General features: G+C 64.9%; 18 protein-coding genes. 13 read left to right on the top strand and 5 right to left on the bottom strand.

Annotated features, from left to right (window positions below):
• Positions 1-31: 31 nt before the first annotated feature.
• The gene (locus NX778_RS17215) at positions 32-982 is read left to right on the top strand and encodes a helix-turn-helix transcriptional regulator (RefSeq protein WP_258813009.1); all 951 of its coding nucleotides are present in this window, start codon (positions 32-34) and stop codon (positions 980-982) included.
• A 147-nt stretch (positions 983-1,129) separates the two neighbouring features.
• Here the strand turns inward: NX778_RS17215 and NX778_RS17220 are convergent, their stop codons facing one another.
• Complete coding sequence (locus NX778_RS17220) at positions 1,130-3,625, bottom strand: TonB-dependent receptor plug domain-containing protein (RefSeq protein ID WP_258813010.1); 2,496 nt, start codon at positions 3,623-3,625, stop codon at positions 1,130-1,132.
• Positions 3,626-3,762: 137 nt separating this feature from the next.
• Complete coding sequence (locus tag NX778_RS17225) at positions 3,763-4,692, bottom strand: DUF808 domain-containing protein (protein ID WP_258813011.1); 930 nt, start codon at positions 4,690-4,692, stop codon at positions 3,763-3,765.
• Between the two features lie 195 nt (positions 4,693-4,887).
• Here NX778_RS17225 and NX778_RS17230 point away from each other — a divergent pair, with 195 nt between their 5' ends.
• The 5 genes from NX778_RS17230 to NX778_RS17250 all read left to right on the top strand — a co-directional run bounded on the left by NX778_RS17230 (position 4,888) and on the right by NX778_RS17250 (position 9,777).
• A complete protein-coding gene (locus tag NX778_RS17230) occupies positions 4,888-5,109 on the top strand; it encodes a BrnA antitoxin family protein (protein ID WP_258813012.1) in 222 nt (73 codons plus the stop codon).
• A gap of 133 nt (positions 5,110-5,242) precedes the next feature.
• On the top strand, positions 5,243-5,527 hold the full coding sequence (locus tag NX778_RS17235) for an HU family DNA-binding protein (protein ID WP_258813013.1): 285 nt from the start codon (positions 5,243-5,245) through the stop codon (positions 5,525-5,527).
• Between the two features lie 96 nt (positions 5,528-5,623).
• The gene (locus NX778_RS17240; protein ID WP_258813014.1) at positions 5,624-6,262 is read left to right on the top strand and encodes a LysE family transporter; all 639 of its coding nucleotides are present in this window, start codon (positions 5,624-5,626) and stop codon (positions 6,260-6,262) included.
• A gap of 124 nt (positions 6,263-6,386) precedes the next feature.
• On the top strand, positions 6,387-8,381 hold the full coding sequence (locus NX778_RS17245) for a DUF6600 domain-containing protein (protein ID WP_258813015.1): 1,995 nt from the start codon (positions 6,387-6,389) through the stop codon (positions 8,379-8,381).
• A gap of 373 nt (positions 8,382-8,754) precedes the next feature.
• Positions 8,755-9,777, top strand: a complete 1,023-nt coding sequence (locus NX778_RS17250; protein ID WP_258813016.1) for a cyanophycinase — start codon at positions 8,755-8,757, stop codon at positions 9,775-9,777.
• Positions 9,778-9,814: 37 nt separating this feature from the next.
• On the opposite strand, the gene NX778_RS17255 is transcribed toward NX778_RS17250, so the two are convergent.
• Both NX778_RS17255 and NX778_RS17260 read right to left on the bottom strand, forming a co-directional pair.
• Positions 9,815-10,300 carry a hypothetical protein gene (locus tag NX778_RS17255; protein WP_258813017.1) on the bottom strand — a complete coding sequence of 162 codons (486 nt, stop codon included), beginning with the start codon at positions 10,298-10,300 and terminating at the stop codon, positions 9,815-9,817.
• Between the two features lie 117 nt (positions 10,301-10,417).
• Positions 10,418-11,191, bottom strand: a complete 774-nt coding sequence (locus NX778_RS17260; protein WP_258813018.1) for a COG4705 family protein — start codon at positions 11,189-11,191, stop codon at positions 10,418-10,420.
• A gap of 118 nt (positions 11,192-11,309) precedes the next feature.
• On the opposite strand from NX778_RS17260, the gene NX778_RS17265 reads away from it, so the two are divergent.
• From NX778_RS17265 to NX778_RS17295, 7 genes are all read left to right on the top strand, one after another.
• A complete protein-coding gene (locus tag NX778_RS17265; protein WP_258813019.1) occupies positions 11,310-11,576 on the top strand; it encodes a DUF493 family protein in 267 nt (88 codons plus the stop codon).
• A gap of 78 nt (positions 11,577-11,654) precedes the next feature.
• Positions 11,655-12,365 (top strand): lipoyl(octanoyl) transferase LipB, encoded by a 711-nt coding sequence (lipB, locus tag NX778_RS17270; RefSeq protein ID WP_258813020.1) that lies wholly within the window; start codon positions 11,655-11,657, stop codon positions 12,363-12,365.
• A 4-nt stretch (positions 12,366-12,369) separates the two neighbouring features.
• Complete coding sequence (lipA, locus tag NX778_RS17275; RefSeq protein WP_258813021.1) at positions 12,370-13,365, top strand: lipoyl synthase; 996 nt, start codon at positions 12,370-12,372, stop codon at positions 13,363-13,365.
• Between the two features lie 595 nt (positions 13,366-13,960).
• Entirely contained in the window at positions 13,961-14,617 is a 657-nt protein-coding gene (locus tag NX778_RS17280; RefSeq protein WP_258813022.1) for a DUF6531 domain-containing protein, read from the top strand.
• Positions 14,614-15,141 (top strand): hypothetical protein, encoded by a 528-nt coding sequence (locus NX778_RS17285; RefSeq protein ID WP_258813023.1) that lies wholly within the window; start codon positions 14,614-14,616, stop codon positions 15,139-15,141. Before NX778_RS17280 ends, NX778_RS17285 begins: the two co-directional genes overlap by 4 nt.
• 988 nt (positions 15,142-16,129) lie before the next feature.
• Positions 16,130-16,633, top strand: a complete 504-nt coding sequence (locus NX778_RS17290; RefSeq protein WP_258813024.1) for a hypothetical protein — start codon at positions 16,130-16,132, stop codon at positions 16,631-16,633.
• Positions 16,634-16,923: 290 nt separating this feature from the next.
• Positions 16,924-18,213: a dicarboxylate/amino acid:cation symporter gene (locus NX778_RS17295; protein WP_258813025.1), complete on the top strand. Its 1,290-nt coding sequence runs from the start codon at positions 16,924-16,926 to the stop codon at positions 18,211-18,213.
• Here the strand turns inward: NX778_RS17295 and NX778_RS17300 are convergent.
• The gene (locus NX778_RS17300; RefSeq protein WP_258813026.1) at positions 18,210-18,452 is read right to left on the bottom strand and encodes a hypothetical protein; all 243 of its coding nucleotides are present in this window, start codon (positions 18,450-18,452) and stop codon (positions 18,210-18,212) included. The two genes, NX778_RS17295 and NX778_RS17300, sit on opposite strands and share 4 nt — an antisense overlap.
• Positions 18,453-18,547 lie beyond the last annotated feature (95 nt).

Genomic DNA, 18,547 nt, shown 5'->3' on the forward strand with positions numbered 1-18,547 from the left:
TTGGTCCTGAATCGACGCTATCCTTGCGCGCATGCACCAGCCCACTACCCGACTTCTCGCCGTGCTCGAACTGCTGCAGGCCCAGCCGCGCATCAGCGGGGCCGAGCTCGCCTCGCGCCTCGGGGTCGAGCTGCGCACGGTGCGGCGCTACATCGCGACGCTGGAAGGCATGGGCATCCCGGTCACGGCCGAGCGCGGGAGGTTTGGCGGCTATGCGCTGATGCCGGGATTCAAGCTGCCGCCGATGATGTTCACCAACGACGAGGCGCTGGCGCTGTCGGTCGGGCTGGTGGCCGCGCGCGGGCTCGGGCTGGGGCAGGCCGCGCCGGCGGCGGCCAGCGCCCAGGCCAAGCTGGAGCGGATGATGCCGGATGCCCTCACGCGCCGGGTGCGCGCGATCGGGCAGACGGTGCAGCTGGACCTGTCGCGGCCGGGCGGGGCGGCGGACCACGAGGTGCTGGGCGTGCTGAGCGGCTGTGCCCAGGCGTGGCGGCGGGCCCGGCTGCGCTACCGGACGCCGGCCGGCGAGGAAACGACGCGCGAATTCGATTGCTACGGGCTGGCGTATTACGGCGGCAGCTGGTATGCGGTCGGCTGGTGCCGGCTGCGCGAGGCGCTGCGTTCGTTCCGCTTGGACCGGATCGTGCAGGTGGCGGCGGTGGACCGGTCGTTCGCGCGGCCGCAGGAGTTCGATGCGCTGCACTATCTGGGCGAATCGGTGGCGCGCCTGCCGCGGGCGTTTGCGGTGCAGGTGCTGCTCAAGACCGACCTGCGGACGGCGCGGGCGCATCTGTTTGCGGCGGTGGGCGTGTTCGAGCAGGTCGAGGGCGGGGTGCTGCTGCATAACCAGTCGGATGACCTGGACTGGTTTGCACGGCAGTTGGCGAGCTTGCCGTTTGGAGTTGAGATTCGGAGTCCGGAGGCGCTGCGGGATGCGGTGCGGGTTTGTGGGGAACGCTTGCTGAAACTGGCTGCGAGCTAAATGGGGTTCCCGCCCGCGCGGGGACGACGTGCAAAAGAAAACGGGCCAGCAGCTTGCGCCGCTGACCCGCACACTCGGCATGGGCCCCGGCCTGCGCCGGGGCGACGGTTTAAGGCTAATTAAATAAACCGTGTATGCCGTTTTCCATCAGAACGCGTAGTTCGCGCGGCCGTACACGTAGCGGCCGTTGTGGCCGTACGGTCCGAAGTTCGGGAACGGCGTGTTGCTGGTGGTGTTGAGGAACACCGGCAAGGTCTCCGGATACGCGTTGAACAGGTTGTCGGCCCCCAGCGCGAAGGTCAGCTTCTTGTTCCAGGTGTAGCGCGCTTCCAGGTCGACCACCGTCTTCGGCGCAATCGTCCAGTCGAAGGCCGCCGTGGTGCCCGGCGACAGCACTTCGCCGTAACGGGTCGCACGCAGCGTCGCACCGACCGCACCCAGCGACCAGTTCATGCTCGCGGTCAGCTTGTTCTTCGGCTGGCCTTTTTCCAGCGTCAGCACGTTGACCCGGTCGAACAGCGAGGGCGACGGCGACAGCGCGGCCAGCTGCACCGAGGTCGGCACCTTGGTCACGTCGGTCTTGTTCACCGAACCGGCCAGGGTGAAGTCGAACTTGCCGCTGGCGCCGGCGTTGTACGGCACGTTCAGCACCGCGTCCACGCCCTGGGTGCGGGTGTCCACGCCGTTGATGAAGAAGCGCCCGCCGCCGATGCCGATGAAGCCCTGCTTGGTCAGGTAGTCGCGCACATTGGCCTGGGTCAGGTTCTCCGACAGGATGATGCGGTCCTTGACCCGGACCCGGTAGGCGTCCACCGTCAGGCTGACGTTGTCGATGCGGAACACCGTGCCGAAGGAGAAGTTCACCGACTTCTCGGCCTTCAGCGGCTTGGCGCCGAGCGCCACCGCGACCGGGTCGGTCGGCCGGAAGGTGGTGATCTCGAACGGCACGCCGTTGATGAAGTTGGTCGAGGTGGCGGTGAAGTTCTGCTGCTGCGGCGACGGCGCGCGGAAACCGTTCTGCACCGAGCCGCGCAGCGCGAACGCCTTCGAGAAGTCGTAGCGGCCGGCCAGCTTGCCCGACAGGTTGTTGCCGAAGTCCGAGTAGTGCTCGCCGCGGACCGCCACCGAACCGAGGAATTCCTTGGTCAGGTTGGCTTCGAGGTCGACGAAGGCGCCGACCGCGGTGCGGGCCGAGTTCACGGCGTTGGCCGGACGGAAGCCCGGGAACACCTGCGAGCCCGGCGCCGCCGGGGAGCCGTTCGGGAGCACCACGCCGCCGTAGCGGTAGGAGTCCGGTTCTCCGGCCGACAGGCTGTAGGTCTCGCGGCGCGCCTCGGCGCCCACCGCCACGTTCAGCGGCGAGGCCAGGCTGGCCATGTCGATGCTGCGCACCCCGGTCAGGTTGAGCACCGTCTGGTCATACGAGAAACCGCCGGCGTCGAACACGGTCTTGCTGGTCGGGCCGATCGAGGCGTTCAGCGTGTTCTGGATCTCGAAGGACATGGTGTTGCGGCCATAGCCGAGCGAAGCGTCCATGTCCCACTGGCCCGCCGACCAACTCACCCCGCCCAGCGCGCTGTAGTCCTGCACATTCGGCGCGATGATCGGCAGGAAGCCGTTCGGGTAGATCGAAGGCACGTTGCGGCTGTCCTGGGCGGGGCGGAAGAAGCCGGCCGAGCGCGAGTTGCGGTCCTGGTAGCTGGCCCAGCCGTAGATCTTGACCCCGCCCTCGAGGTTGTTGCCGGCGTTGGCGAAGAAGGTCGACTGCTTGATCTCCGGGTCGCCGTACCAGGCGTCGAAGCGGTTCACGGTCAGCTCGCGCGGATCGAAGGCGCCGTTGACCTTCGGGTACTGCTGGCGCATGTCGTAGCCGCTGCGCTCGGTGTGGGCCTGGTCCTTGTACTCGGCGGCGATGGTGATGTAGCCGCTGTCGCCCCATGGCAGGCCTTTCCAGGCGCTGACGGTGGCGGTCTGGCCGTCGGTGCGCTTGCGCGAGTTGGGCGCGGTCCAGGTGCCGCCGGCCGGCGCGGCGTCGTTCTTCAGGTCGTAGCGGGTCAGGTAGCCGCCGTAGGTGACGGTGCCTTCGCCGCCCGTGCGGTCGGTGCGCAGGCGGATGTTGACCACGCCGGAGATCGCGTCCGAGCCATACTGGGCCGCGGCGCCGTCGCGCAGCACCTCGACGCTCTTCACGATCGCGGTCGGGATGGTGTTCATGTCCACCGCCGCCGAGCCGCGCCCGATCGAGCCGTTCAGGTTCACCAGCGAGGAGGCGTGGCGGCGCTTGGAGTTGATCAGCACCAGGGTCTGGTCCGGGGCCATGCCGCGCAGGGTGGCGGGGCGGATCGTGTCGGTGCCGTCGGTCAGTGCCGGGCGCGGAAAGTTCAGCGAGGGCAGGGCGACCGACAGGGCTTGGTTCAGTTCGGTGGAGCCGGCATTCTTCAGCGTATCGGCCGAGATGACATCCACCGGGGCGGTGGTGTCGAGCACGCTGCGGTTGGCAACGCGGGTGCCGGTGACGACCACGACAGCCGGTTCGGCCGTGGTGGTGGTGGAGGTTTCCTGGGCCCATGCGCCGTCGGCTGCGAACAGCGCGGCAATGGCGAGCGCCATCGCTTGTTTCTGCATCTTGGTATTTTTCTGCATGCGTTTTTCCCTTGGTTGATGTGTGCCCTTATGCGTTTTCCGTATTCGCGGGCACGTTATCGATACTGGGTCGCACGGCAGGGCGTGTCAATGCATAAACATTGCCGATGTGAAGAATTGTGAGGATTTACAACAGCTCAGCGCCCCGGCAGCCAGCGCCGCACCAGACTGACGGCCGCCAGCACCAGGGCGCCGGTGGCGACGCCGGCCAGCGCGTCGATGACGGTCGGGGCGGCCGCGGCCAGCAGCCGGCCGGCGCCGGGGATGTCCGCCAGCGCCGCCGCGGCCGCCTCGGCCAGGTGGTGCAGCGGCGCCAGCGCATGCCCGAGGATGCCGCCGCCGACCATGAACATGGCGACCGTGCCGAGCACCGACAGCGCCTTCATCAGGCGCGGGGCCGCGGCCAGCAGCAGCCGTCCCAGGGCCTGGGTGGCGGCGCCGGCGCGCCGGCTCAGGTAGAGGCCGGCGTCGTCCAGCTTGACGATGCCCGCCACCACGCCGTACACCCCGACCGTCATCAGCACCGCCACCGCGGCCAGCACCGCCACCTGCTGCATGAAAGGCGCGTGGGCCACGGTGCCGAGCGCGATCACGATGATTTCGGCCGACAGGATGAAGTCGGTGCGCACCGCGCCCTTGATCTTGTCGCGTTCCAGCGCGAACAGGTCCTGCTCGCCCGCGGCCAGCGCGGCCGCCAGCGCGGCCTCGTGGGCGGCGTCCTCGTCCGCGCCGTGCAGGAATTTGTGGGCCAGCTTCTCGACGCCTTCGTAGCACAGGAAGGCGCCGCCCACCATCAGCAGCGGGGTCACGGCCCAGGGGATGAAGGCCGAGATCGCCAGCGCGGCCGGCACCAGGATCGCCTTGTTGCGTAGCGAGCCGACGGCCACCGCCCACACCACCGGCAGCTCGCGCTCGGCGCGCACGCCGGCGACCTGCTGGGCGTTGAGGGCGAGGTCGTCGCCAAGCACGCCGGCGGTCTTCTTGGCCGCCAGCTTGCTCATCAGTGCCACGTCGTCGAGGACGCTTGCGATATCGTCGATCAATGCCAGCAGGCTGCCAGTGGCCATGCGGTTCTCCGTTATAGTAATTGCATCATCTTAAACGAGCCGGGCCGTGCGCCGGCCGCGTCCGCCCACGTTTTTCTGCATTTCAGGCGGCGTTTTATGCATCTCGTCGCGCGGCGCTGCCCTTGGCGGACGCTGGTATGTATTGTTCAAGCTCCAACGCTGCCGAGGTGCAGCATTGTCTACGAAGGAGATGACATGAACGCAGACCAGCAGATCCAGCAGATCACCGCCGCCATCCAACCGCGCCGCGTGCGCCCGCCGAAGCGCAAGACCCGTATCACCATCTATCTGGACGACGAGGTGCTCAAGGAATTCCGCGCCCTGTCCGAGCGCTGCGGCACCGGCTACCAGACCCTGATCAACGCCGCGCTGCGCAGCGGCCTGCACAATCCGGTGGTCCCGGCAGCCCTCGCGTAAGCACGACCGCGGCCCCGCGAAAACGTCGCGAACCTGTCACAGCGGGGCTTCCTTCCAGGTCGATGCTGCTTAAAAGATTACATGCAGAAATATTTATGCTAATCTTCGGGCTCTTTTAACCCTGGAGGGACTTATGAAAAAAGGCGAACTGATCGCAGAATTTGCGAAACGTACTGAGATGTCCGGCGCCGCTGCCAATACCGCAGTGAACACCGTCATCGAGATCATCACCGAGCGCCTGAAAAAGGGCGAGACCGTCGGTATCACCGGCTTCGGCACTTTCTCGGTCAGCAAGCGCGCTGCCCGTAAAGGCCGCAACCCGTCGACCGGCGAAGTGATCAAGATCGCAGCGTCGAAGACCCCGAAGTTTGCTGCCGGCGCGACCCTGAAGGCCGCCGTCAATCCGAAGAAGAAGTAATTCTCTCTTCGCTGGCATGGCCGCAGCCCGGCGCCCGCCGGCGGCTGCGCGCCACGCCTTGTTCCACCCCGCCTTGTTTTCCCCCCGCCTTACCCCATGAGTTTCACCACCTGGATCGCTTTTGTCATTGCCGGTACGCTGATCGCCATCTCTCCAGGCTCCGGCGCAGTGCTATCGATGTCGCACGGTCTGGCGTACGGCGTGAGGAAGGCCAGCGGCACCGTGCTCGGCCTGCAGCTGGGGCTGCTGCTGGTGTTCGCCATCGCCGGCGCCGGGGTCGGCTCGCTGCTGCTGGCATCCGAACTGGCGTTCGCGGTGGTCAAGACCATCGGCGCGCTGTACCTGATCTGGCTCGGCCTGTCGCAGTGGCGCTCGCAGGCCCACGCCAGCGCCGTGTCGACCGAAGGCATGGCGGCCCATCCCTCGTTCGGCAAGCGCGTGCTGACCGGCTTCCTGACCAACGCCACCAATCCCAAGGGCATCATCTTCATGGTCGCCGTGCTGCCCGGCTTCATCGACAAGGACGCGGCCCTGCTGCCGCAGCTGGTGATTTTGGGCCTGACCATGATGACCATCGATACCATCGTGATGCATGGCTACGCCTTCCTGGCCTCGTCGATGCAGCGCTTCTTCCGCGATCCGCACGCGGTCAAGCTGCAGAACCGTTTCTTCGGCGGCGTGCTGATGGTGGTGGGCGCCCTGCTGTTCTTCGTCAAGCGCGGCCACCATGCCTGAGCAGGCCCGCGTAACGGTAGGCGATCCTTTGCAACTTTCTGTAACTCACGTTTCGCTGTAAGGACGCTTGCGCTGTAATCACCGTGCGGGGCTTCGTCCCGCATTCCTTCCTGGAGCCGATGCGATGCGCACCCGATTGCTGAAAACCCTCTTGGCACTGGCGTTTGCCGGCGCCTCCGTGTCCGCGCTGGCGGACGATATCCCGTCGCTGGCCGGGCGGGTCGCGCTGGCCCAGGGGCCGGTCGGCATCAGCATGGAAGGGGGCGAGTCGATGCCCGCCCAGCTCAACTGGCCGGTGACCGCCGGCTCGCTGGTCACCACCGCGCGCGGCGCGCGCACCGAGCTGCAGGCCGGCGGCGCCTTCATCCGGCTCGACGGCGACAGCTCGCTGGAAGTGCTGCAGCTGGACGAAGGCAGCCTGCGCCTGCGCCTGCACTACGGCAGCGCCAACATCCGCATCATCGATCCGGGCATGCTGGCCGGCTTCGAGCTGAGCACGCCGGAAGGCCGCGTCACGCTGCAGGAGCCGGGCCGGATCCGGGTCGACGCCGAACGCATGGCCGACACCAGCAGCGTCACCGTGATCGAGGGCATGGCCCGGGTCGAAGGCGGCGGCGCCAGCCTGGTCCTGCGCACCGGCAAGCGCGCCGACCTGCGCGACGACGACGTGCGCACCTTTGCCGCCGGCCGCGACGAATTCGACGACTGGTCGCTGGCGCGCGACCGCATCGACGACGCCGCCATCGCCACCCGCTACGTGAGTCCGGACATGACCGGCTACACCGACCTCGACCGCTACGGCAACTGGCAGACCGATCCGGAATACGGTGCGCTGTGGTTCCCGACGGTGGCGGCCGGCTGGACGCCGTACAGCGACGGCAGCTGGGTCTGGATCGATCCCTGGGGCTGGACCTGGGTCGACAACGCCCCGTGGGGCTACGCGCCCTTCCACTACGGCCGCTGGCTGTTCGTGCGCGAGCGCTGGTGCTGGGTGCCGGGACACCGCGAGCGCCATCCGGTGTGGTCGCCGGCGCTGGTGGGCTGGGTCGGCGGCGACAGCTGGCGCTTCGACCGCCACAACCGGCCGATGCCGGGGCGCGGCTGGTATCCGCTGACGCCGCATGACCGTTTCGTGCCCTCGTTCCGTATGTCGGACGAGCGCCTGCGCCGCCTGAATGTCGACGTGCGGCCCGATCCGCGCCGCCGCGACGAGGAACGGCGCGGCCTGACCGTGGTGCCGCAGGACCAGTTCAGCCAGCGCGGCCGGGTACAGGTCGCCAACGTGCCGCATTCGACCGGCCTGCCGCCGGGGATCACGCGCCAGCTGCAGAACGCCGCGCCGCCCGCGGCCCCGGCCTTTGTGCGCGACCGCGACGGGCGGCGCGACGAGCGCGGCGGCTTCGAGCATCGCTGGCAGAACGGGCAGCAGCCGACCCAGGTGCTGACCGCGCCGTCGCTGCCGCGCGCGCCGCAGCAGGGTGTGCCGGCCCCGCAGCCGCAGTTCCGCGGCGAGGAGGGCCGTCGTCCGATGCCGCAACAGGCCGCACCCGCGCAGCCGGTCCCGCAGCAATGGCATGACCGCCGTGCCGAGGAAGGCCGCCCGCAGGCGCCGGTGATGAGCGCTCCGCAGCAGGCCGCGCCGGCCCAGCCGTCCCCGCAGCAGTGGCGCGACCGTCGCGACGAGCAGCGCCCGCAGGCGGTGCTGGGCGCGCCGCCGGTGGCCGTACCGCAGCCGGCGCCGGCCGCGGCCCCGGTCCAGCCGGCGCCGCAGCAATGGCAGGAGCGCCGCCAGCGTTTCGACGACGAGCGCCGCCAGCGTTTCGAGGAAGAGCGCCGCCAGATGGGCGCCGCGACGCCGGGCGAACGCTTCGAACGCCGCCGCGAGCAGGTGCAGATGCCGGCGCCGGCCCCGCAGCCGGTGCAGCTGTCGCAGCCGGTGCAGCCGATCCCGGCCCCGCCGCCGGTGATTCCGCGCCAGCAGCCGATGCAGGCGCCGCCGCCGGTGGTCCAGCACTTCCAGCCGATGCCGGCGCCGCGGCCGGTGATGCAGGCCGAGCGTCCCGCGCCGGCCCCTCGCAGCGAGCCGCACGAGGATCAAAAGAGGCAGGACCAGAGGTAGTCTGTCGCGTCAATACGCATTCCAGGCGGCCAAAAGTGCAATTCGTCTCAAGCCGATGGCAGCCGGGAAGGCGCTTGGATACAGTGGCAACATCGAAAGCGCAGCGATGCGCAACGCAGCAGCGGTACGGCGGCGCAATGCCCCCTACCTCCTTGCGTTCTCTCTCCGGGTTTCGATTGTCCCGCTACTCCATGATGGAATAGTTTAGGCCGGCTTCGTCGCCGGCCTTTTTTTTGGGCAATCGCGCGAACAGGACCGTCGTGATCAATAGTGTTGTGCGTGCGCCGCGATGCAGCGCCGCGTGTGTTGTATCTTCAATAGCGGGCTCAACAATTCTGCCGAGCCCGGCCATCACACGACGGAAGGAAATCCCATGACATCATTCACGCGCGTGCGCCGGCTCTTTGCCAGCGCTTGCTGGACCGGCATGCTTGCCCTCGGCCTTTGCTTCGCGCCGCCGGCCCATGCGGAAAAGCCCTACAAGTATTTTGCTGTCGGCGACACGACCGACGTCGTGCTGGCGCGTCCGCCTTTGCCCGCGCTGGTGCTGATGGGCGGCGGCCCGGACGTCGACGACGCCTTCAAGTGGATGATCAAGAAGGGCGGCGGCGGCAACTTCGTGGTCATCCGCGCCACCGGCACCGATGCCTACAATCCCTACATCTACGCGATGGGCGGGGTGCGCTCGGTCGAGACCATCATCGTGCCGAGCCGCGAGGCGGCCAGCGATCCCTTCGTGCTGCAACGGGTGCGTGGCGCGGAAGCGCTGTTCATTGCCGGCGGCGACCAGAGCGACTACATCCGGTTCTGGAAGGACACGCCGCTGTCGGCCGCCTTGCAAGACCTAGCCAACCGCAACATTCCACTCGGCGGCACCAGCGCCGGCCTCGCTGTGCTCGGGCAGTTCATCTATTCCGGCCTGAACCAGTCGGTGACCTCCGCCGACGCCCTGGCCGATCCCTTCAACAAGAACATCACGCTGGACCGCGATTTCCTGGCGCTTCCGCCGCTGAGCCGGGCGCTCACGGATTCGCACCTCGACGCCCGCGACCGCATGGGACGGCTGGTGACCTTCCTGGCGCGCGTGGTGAACGACGGCTGGACCAGCATGGCGCGCGGCGTCGGCATCGATGTCGAGACCGCGCTGCTGGTCGAGAACGGCCAGGCGACGCGGGTCGGCGCCGGGTCCGCGTATTTCCTGCAGACGGTAGGCCTGCCACAGGTGTGTGCGCCCAAGACGCCGCTGACCTACCTGAATCTCGGTGTCCAGCGGCTCTCGGGGACGGGCAGCTTTGACCTGAACAACTGGGCCGGCTACGGCTCCACCGTCAACTATTCAGTCTCGGCGGTGAAGGGCGACCTGGTATCGACCCAGGCAGGGGGCGCGGTGTATTGATTCCCCGTGAGTTTGCCTCACGGGACTTGCCAACGCTTCAGTGGATTTGCGCAGCGTCCTGGTTGCGCTTGGCGACTTCGGCCTTGCGTTCGGCCCGTTCGCCGGCCAGGGCGGCCCTGTCGTGTGCACGGTCGCTCCGTTCGGCCGCGATTTCCTTGCGGTCGTGGCGGGCGTCGCGCGCGGCGATTTTCGCTTCCTTCATTTCGTGCCGGCGCGCGTGATCGAGCTTGCGCGCATCCTTCAGGTCGCCCCGCGCCACCAGCGCGTCTTCACGCCGCTGGTCGATGCGCGCGTCGCGCTTTTCCATCTTGACCGCGGTCCGGTCGTGGGCGGCATCGCGCTTTTCCAATGCAATCGCCGCGTTGTCCTGGCGAATATCGCGACGGTCCGCCTTGATGTCGCGCGTGTCGTGCCGGATCGCCGCGTTGTCCGCCCTCACCTGGCCGACCGGGTTATTTTGTGCGTAAGCGCTGGCGCCGATGACGGACAAGAGGCCTGCGACGAGCATGACGGTGGTTTTCATGGTTCTATCTCCTGGATGTGGGGCGATGCACGATTTGCGTCGCTTGAGCCAATAACGTGCGCTCTTCCGTCCGGGCCGACCACGAAAGGTGTAAGGATTGTAAGCAAAGATTGCCGCTCAGTCCGCCGGCGCCAGCCGCTCGGCGCGCTGGGGAATGAGCAGGATGTAGGCGACGATCGCCGCCGCCAGCCAGGCCGAGGCCGAGTAGCGGCTGAGCGCCAGGCCGCCGCTGGTGATCGGCTTGTCGAGGAAGTCGCCGACGGTGGCGCCGAGCGGGCGGGTGAGGATGAAGGCGGCCCAGAACAGCGCCGTGCGCGACACCCTGGTCCAGAAGTACAGCCCGCCGACCACGGCCAGCGCCGCGCCGAACGCCAGCGCGCCGCCCTGGTAGCCCAGGCCGAGTCCCGTTTCGGGATCGGAGAACCAGTCGCCCAGCGCCGTGCCCAGCGTCTGCGAGAACAGGATCGTCATCCAGTAGAAAATTTCGGCCTTGCGCGTGTCGATGCGTTCGATCGACACCGAGCCCAGCGCCAGCCGCCACCATGCCAGCGAGCCGGCCAGCAGCAGCACCAGGATGGTCGAGCCGCCGGCGTAGCCGATGCCGAGCGAGCGGTCGCAGAAATCGGCCAGCGTGGTGCCGACCGTGGTGGTGGCGATGATCACCAGCCAGAACAGGGCGGGACGAAAGCGCCGCGCCGCAATCTGCGCCGCCACCGCCGCCAGGAACAGCGCGGCAAAGATCACGGTGCCGACCAGGTAGCCCAGCTTCATCGACATGGTGACCGCGTCGCCCGCCGTTTCGCCCAGCGTGGTGGCGGCGATCTTGGCGATCCAGAACAGCAGCGTGACCTGCGCGACCTTGCCGAGCGTGTGGCGATTATCCTGATCCATATTGCCTCCGGGTATAGGAAGGGGCAATTATGCCCGAAGGGCGGCCGCGGCGAGCGCGCTTGCGTGGCTGGTTTTCGTCCCCACATTAGCTAAAATGAACTTTTAGACAGGAACCAGCATGGACCCGAAAGAATCCCTCATCGAATACCCGAGCGACTTCCCGATCAAGGTGATGGGGCACGCGCACGACGAATTCGCCCCCACCATCGGCAAGGTGATTGTCGAGCTGGACCCGACTTTCCACGAAGGCAAGATGACCGCGCGCCCCTCGGCCAAGGGCAATTACACCGGCCTGACCGTGATCGTGCGCGCCACCAGCCGCGAGCAGCTGGACGACATCTATCGGGCCCTGTCGAAGCACCCGATGGTCAAGATGGTGCTGTAAAACCGGCCTGCTTCAAGGCGGGGATTGCGGGGCTGGCTTATAATGACGGGGCTATTTCATTTCCCCACCGACATTCCCATGCCAGCAACCCGCCCCGCCAGCCCGGTGATCCGCGAGCTGGGCCGCGCCGACTACGAGCCGACGTTTGCCGCTATGCGCGCGTTCACCGACGCCCGCCAGCCGGGCGACGCGGACGAGCTGTGGATCGTCGAGCACCCGCCGGTCTACACGCTGGGCCTGGGCGCCGACCGCGCGCACGTGCTGTCGCCGCACGACATTCCGGTGGTGCAGACCGACCGCGGCGGCGAAGTCACCTACCACGGCCCGGGCCAGGTGGTGATCTACCTGCTGATGGACCTGCGCCGCCAGAAGCCGGCCGGCAAGCTGTACGCGCGCCAGTTCGTGCAGCGCATTGAGCAGGCGGTGATCGACGTGCTGGCGGCGTATAATCTCGACGGTGAACGCATTGCCGGCGCACCCGGCATCTACATCGCGAGCGGCGCGCGCAAGGGCGCCAAGATCGCCGCGCTCGGCCTCAAGGTGCGCGGCAACGGCTGCACCTACCATGGCGTGTCGCTGAACGTCGCGATGGACCTGTCCCCGTTCTCGTGGATCAACCCGTGCGGTTATTCGGGCCTGGCCACGGTCGACATGCACACGATGGGCGTGGAAGCGCCGCTGGCCGACGTCCAGAAGGCGCTGGCCCAGGCGCTGGTGCGCCACCTGGCTGCCGATCCGCGGCCAGAACAACAATCCGAACAACCGATCGACAGCCCCGTGCGGGCCTGACCCCATGACTTCCTCCACCGATACCGGCATCGCTACCCCCGCAGCCTACAACCCGAGCGAAAAGCAGAAGGGCGCCAGCAAGACCGCGCGCATCCCGATCAAGATCGTCCCGGTCGAAGAGACCGAGCGCCTGAAGAAGCCGGACTGGATCCGCGTGAAGGCAGCCACCCGTTCGTCGCGCTTCTACGAGATCAAGGACATCCTGCGCGCCAACAACCTGGTGACGGTTTGCGAGGAAGCCAGCTGCCCGAACATCGGCGAATGCTTCGGCAAGGGCACCGCGACCTTCATGATCATGGGCGACAAGTGCACCCGCCGCTGCCCGTTCTGCGACGTCGGCCACGGCCGTCCGGACCCGCTGGACGAGAACGAGCCCGGCAACCTGGCCAAGACCATCGCCGCGCTGCGCCTGTCCTACGTGGTGATCACCTCGGTCGACCGCGACGACCTGCGCGACGGCGGCGCCGGCCACTTCGTCAACTGCATCACCAAGACCCGCGAGCTGTCGCCGCACACCAAGATCGAAGTGCTGGTGCCGGACTTCCGCGGCCGCCTGGAAAAAGCGCTGAAGATCTTCGCCGACGGCCTACCGGACGTGATGAACCACAACCTGGAAACCGTGCCGCGCCTGTACAAGGAAGCGCGCCCGGGCGCCGACTACAAGCACTCGCTGGAACTGCTGCGCGACTTCAAGAAAATGTACCCGTCGGCCGTGACCAAGTCGGGCCTGATGGTGGGCCTGGGCGAGACCGACGAGGAAATCCTCGAGGTCATGCGCGACATGCGCGAGCACGACATCGACATGCTGACCATCGGCCAGTACCTGGCGCCGTCGAACTCGCACCTGCCGGTGCGCCGCTACGTGCACCCGGATACGTTCAAGATGTTCGAAGAGAAAGCCTACGAGATGGGCTTCGTGCACGCCGCCGTGGGCGCGATGGTGCGTTCGTCGTACCACGCGGACCAGCAGGCGCATAACGCGGGCGTCGAAGGCGCCTGATTTGCCCAAGGGCGGACAGCGTGTGTGAACGACTAGAAGTTAGTCCTGACTCACCTGTCCCGTCCGGTTGATGTGTGTTACCGAACTATCCTCACTCCTCCTCCCGAGTTTCGTCGAGAAGTCTCGGTGTGAGCCCGCATGCCCATTTGTCGCAGCCTCAACGTAAGCGTCGGTCCATCACCGCCTTGCCAGTTCGGCGAACTGGGGCAGCTAAAATGGGTACTTTCCCAGCCAGTTGCCCGTCATGTCAGCCTATCCCGGGTTCGCCAGAAGATGGTCTGGAACTGAACTGATCCGCTCAGGTCCAGGTAGCACGGCCAGCCTGCGGTAGCGTTCAAATCGCAGCTGGACTTGAATTTGACGCGCATAGAAGGCGCCGCCCGGGGCCTTCCATTCATCCGGGCCATGGCGCACCTCTGCACCCAGGGTGCATATGATCGAGCGGGCTTAAGATTCCATCACGCTAGTCCAGTCCGCGCACAGTCTTCTTCCACAACGCTACAGCACCGTTCGGTCTGTCCTGGATCAATACCCGAGCCGCTCAATAGCAACATTCTTCCAAGAAACCGAAGCAATGGATCGTGGGAGGAACGCTATGAGCGGAAGCGCAGAGCGTATGTCGGGTTATCAATCCTGTCCGGCAGCCGCTTTGCGGCGGTCACTCGCATTCATCGTCATCCTTGGCTCGGTGCTGCTCATCGACCCGGCCAGCGCCCAAAGTTGCAGTCCTTCCCCAGGCGGCGAGGCCAATAGCTGTTCGGTCAATTCAGTGGCGAGCCTGGGCGCAAGCAGCGGTACGAACCTCGGCGTCGGGAATCCCATCAATGTCGTCACCGGCAACAAGTACCAGCGCGAGGACGATATGCCCGCGCTTCCCGGCATTCTCGGCCTCGAGATCGTTCGCCACTACAACAGTGCCTACAGCGCGCCGGCAAACTGGAACGGTGTGATTGGGCGACTCGGCCGGGCGGATGGGCGACCCCCCGAGCGGTTTACGAGCCTGGCTGAAGCTAGAAAGAAGCTTGCCTTGCTTGAAGAATTCAAAGAACCAGGAAGTAACTGTTGCGTCCTTCAAGAGTACACAGTTAAGGCTCCGATTCCCATCCGTAAAGGTTCTGCTGGCGCGCTCACTTCGCGCAAGCCGCCATACGACAGTTATGCCGGCGGCGCGGAGCAGTATCAGCTTTTGTTAGATAAAGTTCTGAATTGGCGAGATTTTTTAGAGCCCTCACCGAACCCGGCCCAACTATGAGCAATTTTTACGATGTCGTCTACGTCAACCGCGATGGCCGTTCTGCCCCAGTGGACCCATCGGCTACCGATAACCCATATTTTGGGCATTCGAGTTTGGCAAAATCTGTGCTAATGGGAGATCTCGGGACGATTCGATGGAGAACGAAAGATCATGGAGCCAAACAGCTCCATTTTAAGTCGCCTGCGATCGCGGTGATTGACCCATCTTCGGATTTGCTGATCGTTGTCCTTGGCTTTGGCGATACCCAATTTCGCCGGCCGTCGAATGCAGCCGCTTTTCGAGCTAACAGTGACCTAGACCATGTGATTACCCCGCCGGAGGTCGTTGAACAAGTTATCGAGCAACTCCCTGGACAAGCACCGAGATCGGTACGCTACCCAGTTGAGGCAATGACTGAGGTTCTGTTGAACGACAACCGTGTGTTGATTGGCATGGATTTCAGATACGAGTGGATTGAACGCAGATACTACGATCCGGCCAGGCAACAATGGTTAGAGCGTGACCAAATTTACCGTCGGTAGGTCCAGCGTGCTCGACAGATCATCGCGATAGTACCGCTTTTAACCGTTGGGACAACCGAAGAGCCGTGAGCAATTTTCCCCATCTTCGATGCGTCAGTGCTGCAGGCGACGAAGCCCCCCTTGCTCCTTCACACCCTGAATAATCCATATGGGCCAGATTGGTATAAGAGTCCCATTGCAAGGGCCGTTCGACAATCAAGAGTGAGTCGAATTTGTTGGGACCACGGGGATGATGCGGTTGAGATTCAGTTTGATTACGTGGTGAGCGCCGCGCTCGATCCGGTCACCGATTTGCTTATGGTCACCGTGCACTATAGTGATCGTTCCTACCAACGACCGAAAAATGCTGTAGTGATCAATTCGGACGGCACAATAAATCATCAGATCAGCCCACCGGAATTTGTGGAGATTGCGCCGCCGCATTCACAACAGGGCCGTTACCCGGTTGAATGCCTGGATTCAGTTCACGTTCAGAGCGGTCGGATAATTATTGGAATGAACTTCCGTTACGAATGGGTCGAATCGAGACACTACAACGTGAAAACTAGGAGGTGGGAAGAACGCGTTGGTGTGTACAAAAATAAGTCAACTTCTTTTACTGGGACAAGGTCATGAAAACCGGCCCGCGCCGGCGGGCGAGTGAGCCTCGCTGGTGAGAACTTGTCTCAAGAATTACACGGTTTTGTCTCGCTAACTTCTAGTCGAATATGCGTCAAAACGGTCCAGTTGTCTCATTATCTTCTGACCGTTCACAGTCGTAGGCGCCTGATTTGCCCAAGGGCGGACAGCGTGTGTGAACGACTAGAAGTTAGTCCTGACTCACCTGTCCCGTCCGGTTGATGTGTGTTACCGAACTATCCTCACTCCTCCTCCCGAGTTTCGTCGAGAAGTCTCGGTGTGAGCTCGCATGCCCATTTGTCGCAGCCTCAAAATGGGTACTTTCCCAGCCAGTTGCCCGCCATGTCAGCCTACAGAGGATTGAATTGTGATGATCAGATTTACCAATCTCCGCTATGTGAGCGCATCTGGGACTGACGCGCCAGTCGAATTGTCACACCCTGACAATCCACTTACCGGCGAGACTGCTAGAGCTCGTGCTGTCAGTGATGCCCGCAACCGAGCAATAGTATGGGAATATGCTGGCACTACCCACGAGTTCCGCCCGAAATATGGATGGGCTGCACTTGATCCGCTTACCGACCTGCTTGTGGTCGTCGTTGGGACTTCGGACTTACCATCTCCGGACAACGCGGTCGTTATCAATCCGGATGGAGGGGTGGACCACCAAATTAAGTCACCGGGGGTTGTCGAGCTTGCAGAAGGTGGGAACCCGCCAGAGCGTTATCCCGTTGAAGGGATGTCAGATGTGTACGTCGATGAAAACCAGCAAGTGGTGATTGGCCTAAATTATTGTAGAGAATGGGTAGAGCGCCGCCTCTATGACGTTGCAAAGAGAGAGTGGGGGCCGCGCGTTGTTACATATCGCAAATGAGTGATCCGCCCCGGGCCGGAGTGGTTCTAAGCACAGGTGAGGAGTCCCGCGCCGCGGGCGAATGAGCCTCGCTGGTGAGAACTTGTCTCAAGAATTATTCAGTTTTGTCTCGCTAACTTCTAGTCGAATATGCGTCAAAACGGTCCAGTTGTCTCATTATCTTCTGACCGTTCACAGTCGAAGGCGCCTGATTTGCCCAAGGGGCGGGCAGCGTGATTGACGCTGCCACCTTGCATCGTCCAGAATGTTTGTAGCGCAACATTACGTTGCGGACAATCGACAGGATGACGATGCCCAACATTCCCGCCGCTGCCCAGCCGGGCGCACGTAAATCAATGCTCCGCGGCTGGTTTGCCATCCCCCTCTGGAAGCGCGTGCTGGGCGGCCTGGCGCTCGGTGTCGTGGTCGGCCTGGTCTGGCCTTCATACGCGCCGCAGGTCGGTTTTCTCGGCGAGATTTTCGTCCGCCTGATCAAGATGCTGGTCGCACCCATCGTGTTCGTGACGATCACGGCGGGCGTGACTTCGCTCGGCGATCCGAAGCGCCTGGGTTCGCTGGGCGGGCGCACCATCGGCCTGTTCCTGTGCACCACCGTGGTCGCGGTTTCGCTTGGCATGGCGGTCGGCGCGCTGCTGCATCCCGGCGTCGGCGCCAACCTCGGCGGCGCCATCCCCAAGGCGCTGGGCGCGAGCAAATCGGTAGGCGAACAGCTGATCGGCATCGTGCCGCTGAATATCGTCGAGGCGCTGGCCAAGGGCGACATGCTGGCGCTTATATTCGTCGCCATCCTGCTCGGCGCCGGCACCATCACCGCCGGCGCGGCGGGGCGCCCGCTGGCCGACTTCTTTCAATCGGCCTCGGCCGTGATGCTGCGCGTCGTCACCATCGTGATGGAAGCCACCCCGTTCGGCGTGTTCGCCCTGATCGCCAACTCGATCGCGGCCAATGGCACGGCAGTGTTCGTCAACGTCGGCTGGCTGGCGCTGTGCGTGGTGATCGGCTCGGCCTTGCAGGTGCTGCTGGTGCATGGCGTGCTGATCCGGCTGGTGGCGCGGCTTGAGGTCCAGCCCTTTTTCCGCGCCATTCCGGACGCCCTGATGGTGGCGTTCTCGACCGCGTCCAGCTCGGCCACGCTGCCGGTGGCGATGCGGGTGGCGCAGGACAAGCTCGGCATCAACAAGCCGGTGTTCATGACCGTGTTGCCGCTGGGCGCGGCGATCGGCAAGGACGGGACCGCGATGTACGTGGGCCTGCTCAGCATGTTCAGCCTGCAGGCGCTGGGCGTCGAGATCGCGCCCGCCAGCTACCTGATCGTGCTGCTGACGGCGACGCTGGCGGCTTTCGGCACCGCGCCGGTGCCGTCCGCTTCCCTGTTCATGCTGGCTGCCGTGCTTGCCGCGGTGGGTACGGGCGTTGACCAGACTGCGCTGGTAGTCGGCTTCGTGTTGCCCTTCGACCGCCTGCTGGACATGACACGCACGGTCGCCAGCGCCAGCGCAAATCTGGCGGTCGCAACCACCGTGGCCCGCCTCGAAGGCGAGCTGGACACAGCGGTCTATGGCGCCAGCGGCCCAGCCTAGCGCTGATTCGTCGGCAACGAATCCTCGTTCCTGTTGTTGCGATTGACTTCGCCGTTCGCCGGAGTGCCGGTGGCCATGTTCTCGTTGATCGAGGAGCGTCCGGCGGCTTCGTCGCCGCTGGCGGTGTCGCCCTTGCTCATGGACGAACCGCTGCTGTGGTCGCTCAGGTCGATGTGGCTGCACGCCGAGAGGGCCAGTGCGGAGACACTGGCGATCAGCAAAGCCTGGTAGGTCTTCATGTCATCCTCCATTTCGTGCTGGTAATGCAAACGGGCGGGGGCGCTCGAAATTGGAAGCTGGTTCAGCTTTAGTTTTAGCCTACTCCTTTGGCGTG

The organism is Massilia terrae, assembly GCF_024753145.1.
In the GTDB taxonomy this organism is placed as follows: domain Bacteria; phylum Pseudomonadota; class Gammaproteobacteria; order Burkholderiales; family Burkholderiaceae_D; genus Telluria; species Telluria terrae.

Excerpts from the sequence above, each read along its gene's own strand:
- NX778_RS17215 (WP_258813009.1), top strand. The coding sequence starts at position 32 with ATGCACCAGCCCACTACCCGACTTCTCGCCGTGCTCGAACTGCTGCAG.
- NX778_RS17220 (WP_258813010.1), bottom strand. The coding sequence starts at position 3,625 with ATGCAGAAAAATACCAAGATGCAGAAACAAGCGATGGCGCTCGCCATT.
- NX778_RS17225 (WP_258813011.1), bottom strand. The coding sequence starts at position 4,692 with ATGGCCACTGGCAGCCTGCTGGCATTGATCGACGATATCGCAAGCGTC.
- NX778_RS17230 (WP_258813012.1), top strand. The coding sequence starts at position 4,888 with ATGAACGCAGACCAGCAGATCCAGCAGATCACCGCCGCCATCCAACCG.
- NX778_RS17235 (WP_258813013.1), top strand. The coding sequence starts at position 5,243 with ATGAAAAAAGGCGAACTGATCGCAGAATTTGCGAAACGTACTGAGATG.
- NX778_RS17240 (WP_258813014.1), top strand. The coding sequence starts at position 5,624 with ATGAGTTTCACCACCTGGATCGCTTTTGTCATTGCCGGTACGCTGATC.
- NX778_RS17245 (WP_258813015.1), top strand. The coding sequence starts at position 6,387 with ATGCGCACCCGATTGCTGAAAACCCTCTTGGCACTGGCGTTTGCCGGC.
- NX778_RS17250 (WP_258813016.1), top strand. The coding sequence starts at position 8,755 with ATGACATCATTCACGCGCGTGCGCCGGCTCTTTGCCAGCGCTTGCTGG.
- NX778_RS17255 (WP_258813017.1), bottom strand. The coding sequence starts at position 10,300 with ATGAAAACCACCGTCATGCTCGTCGCAGGCCTCTTGTCCGTCATCGGC.
- NX778_RS17260 (WP_258813018.1), bottom strand. The coding sequence starts at position 11,191 with ATGGATCAGGATAATCGCCACACGCTCGGCAAGGTCGCGCAGGTCACG.
- NX778_RS17265 (WP_258813019.1), top strand. The coding sequence starts at position 11,310 with ATGGACCCGAAAGAATCCCTCATCGAATACCCGAGCGACTTCCCGATC.
- lipB (WP_258813020.1), top strand. The coding sequence starts at position 11,655 with ATGCCAGCAACCCGCCCCGCCAGCCCGGTGATCCGCGAGCTGGGCCGC.
- lipA (WP_258813021.1), top strand. The coding sequence starts at position 12,370 with ATGACTTCCTCCACCGATACCGGCATCGCTACCCCCGCAGCCTACAAC.
- NX778_RS17280 (WP_258813022.1), top strand. The coding sequence starts at position 13,961 with ATGAGCGGAAGCGCAGAGCGTATGTCGGGTTATCAATCCTGTCCGGCA.
- NX778_RS17285 (WP_258813023.1), top strand. The coding sequence starts at position 14,614 with ATGAGCAATTTTTACGATGTCGTCTACGTCAACCGCGATGGCCGTTCT.
- NX778_RS17290 (WP_258813024.1), top strand. The coding sequence starts at position 16,130 with ATGATCAGATTTACCAATCTCCGCTATGTGAGCGCATCTGGGACTGAC.
- NX778_RS17295 (WP_258813025.1), top strand. The coding sequence starts at position 16,924 with ATGCCCAACATTCCCGCCGCTGCCCAGCCGGGCGCACGTAAATCAATG.
- NX778_RS17300 (WP_258813026.1), bottom strand. The coding sequence starts at position 18,452 with ATGAAGACCTACCAGGCTTTGCTGATCGCCAGTGTCTCCGCACTGGCC.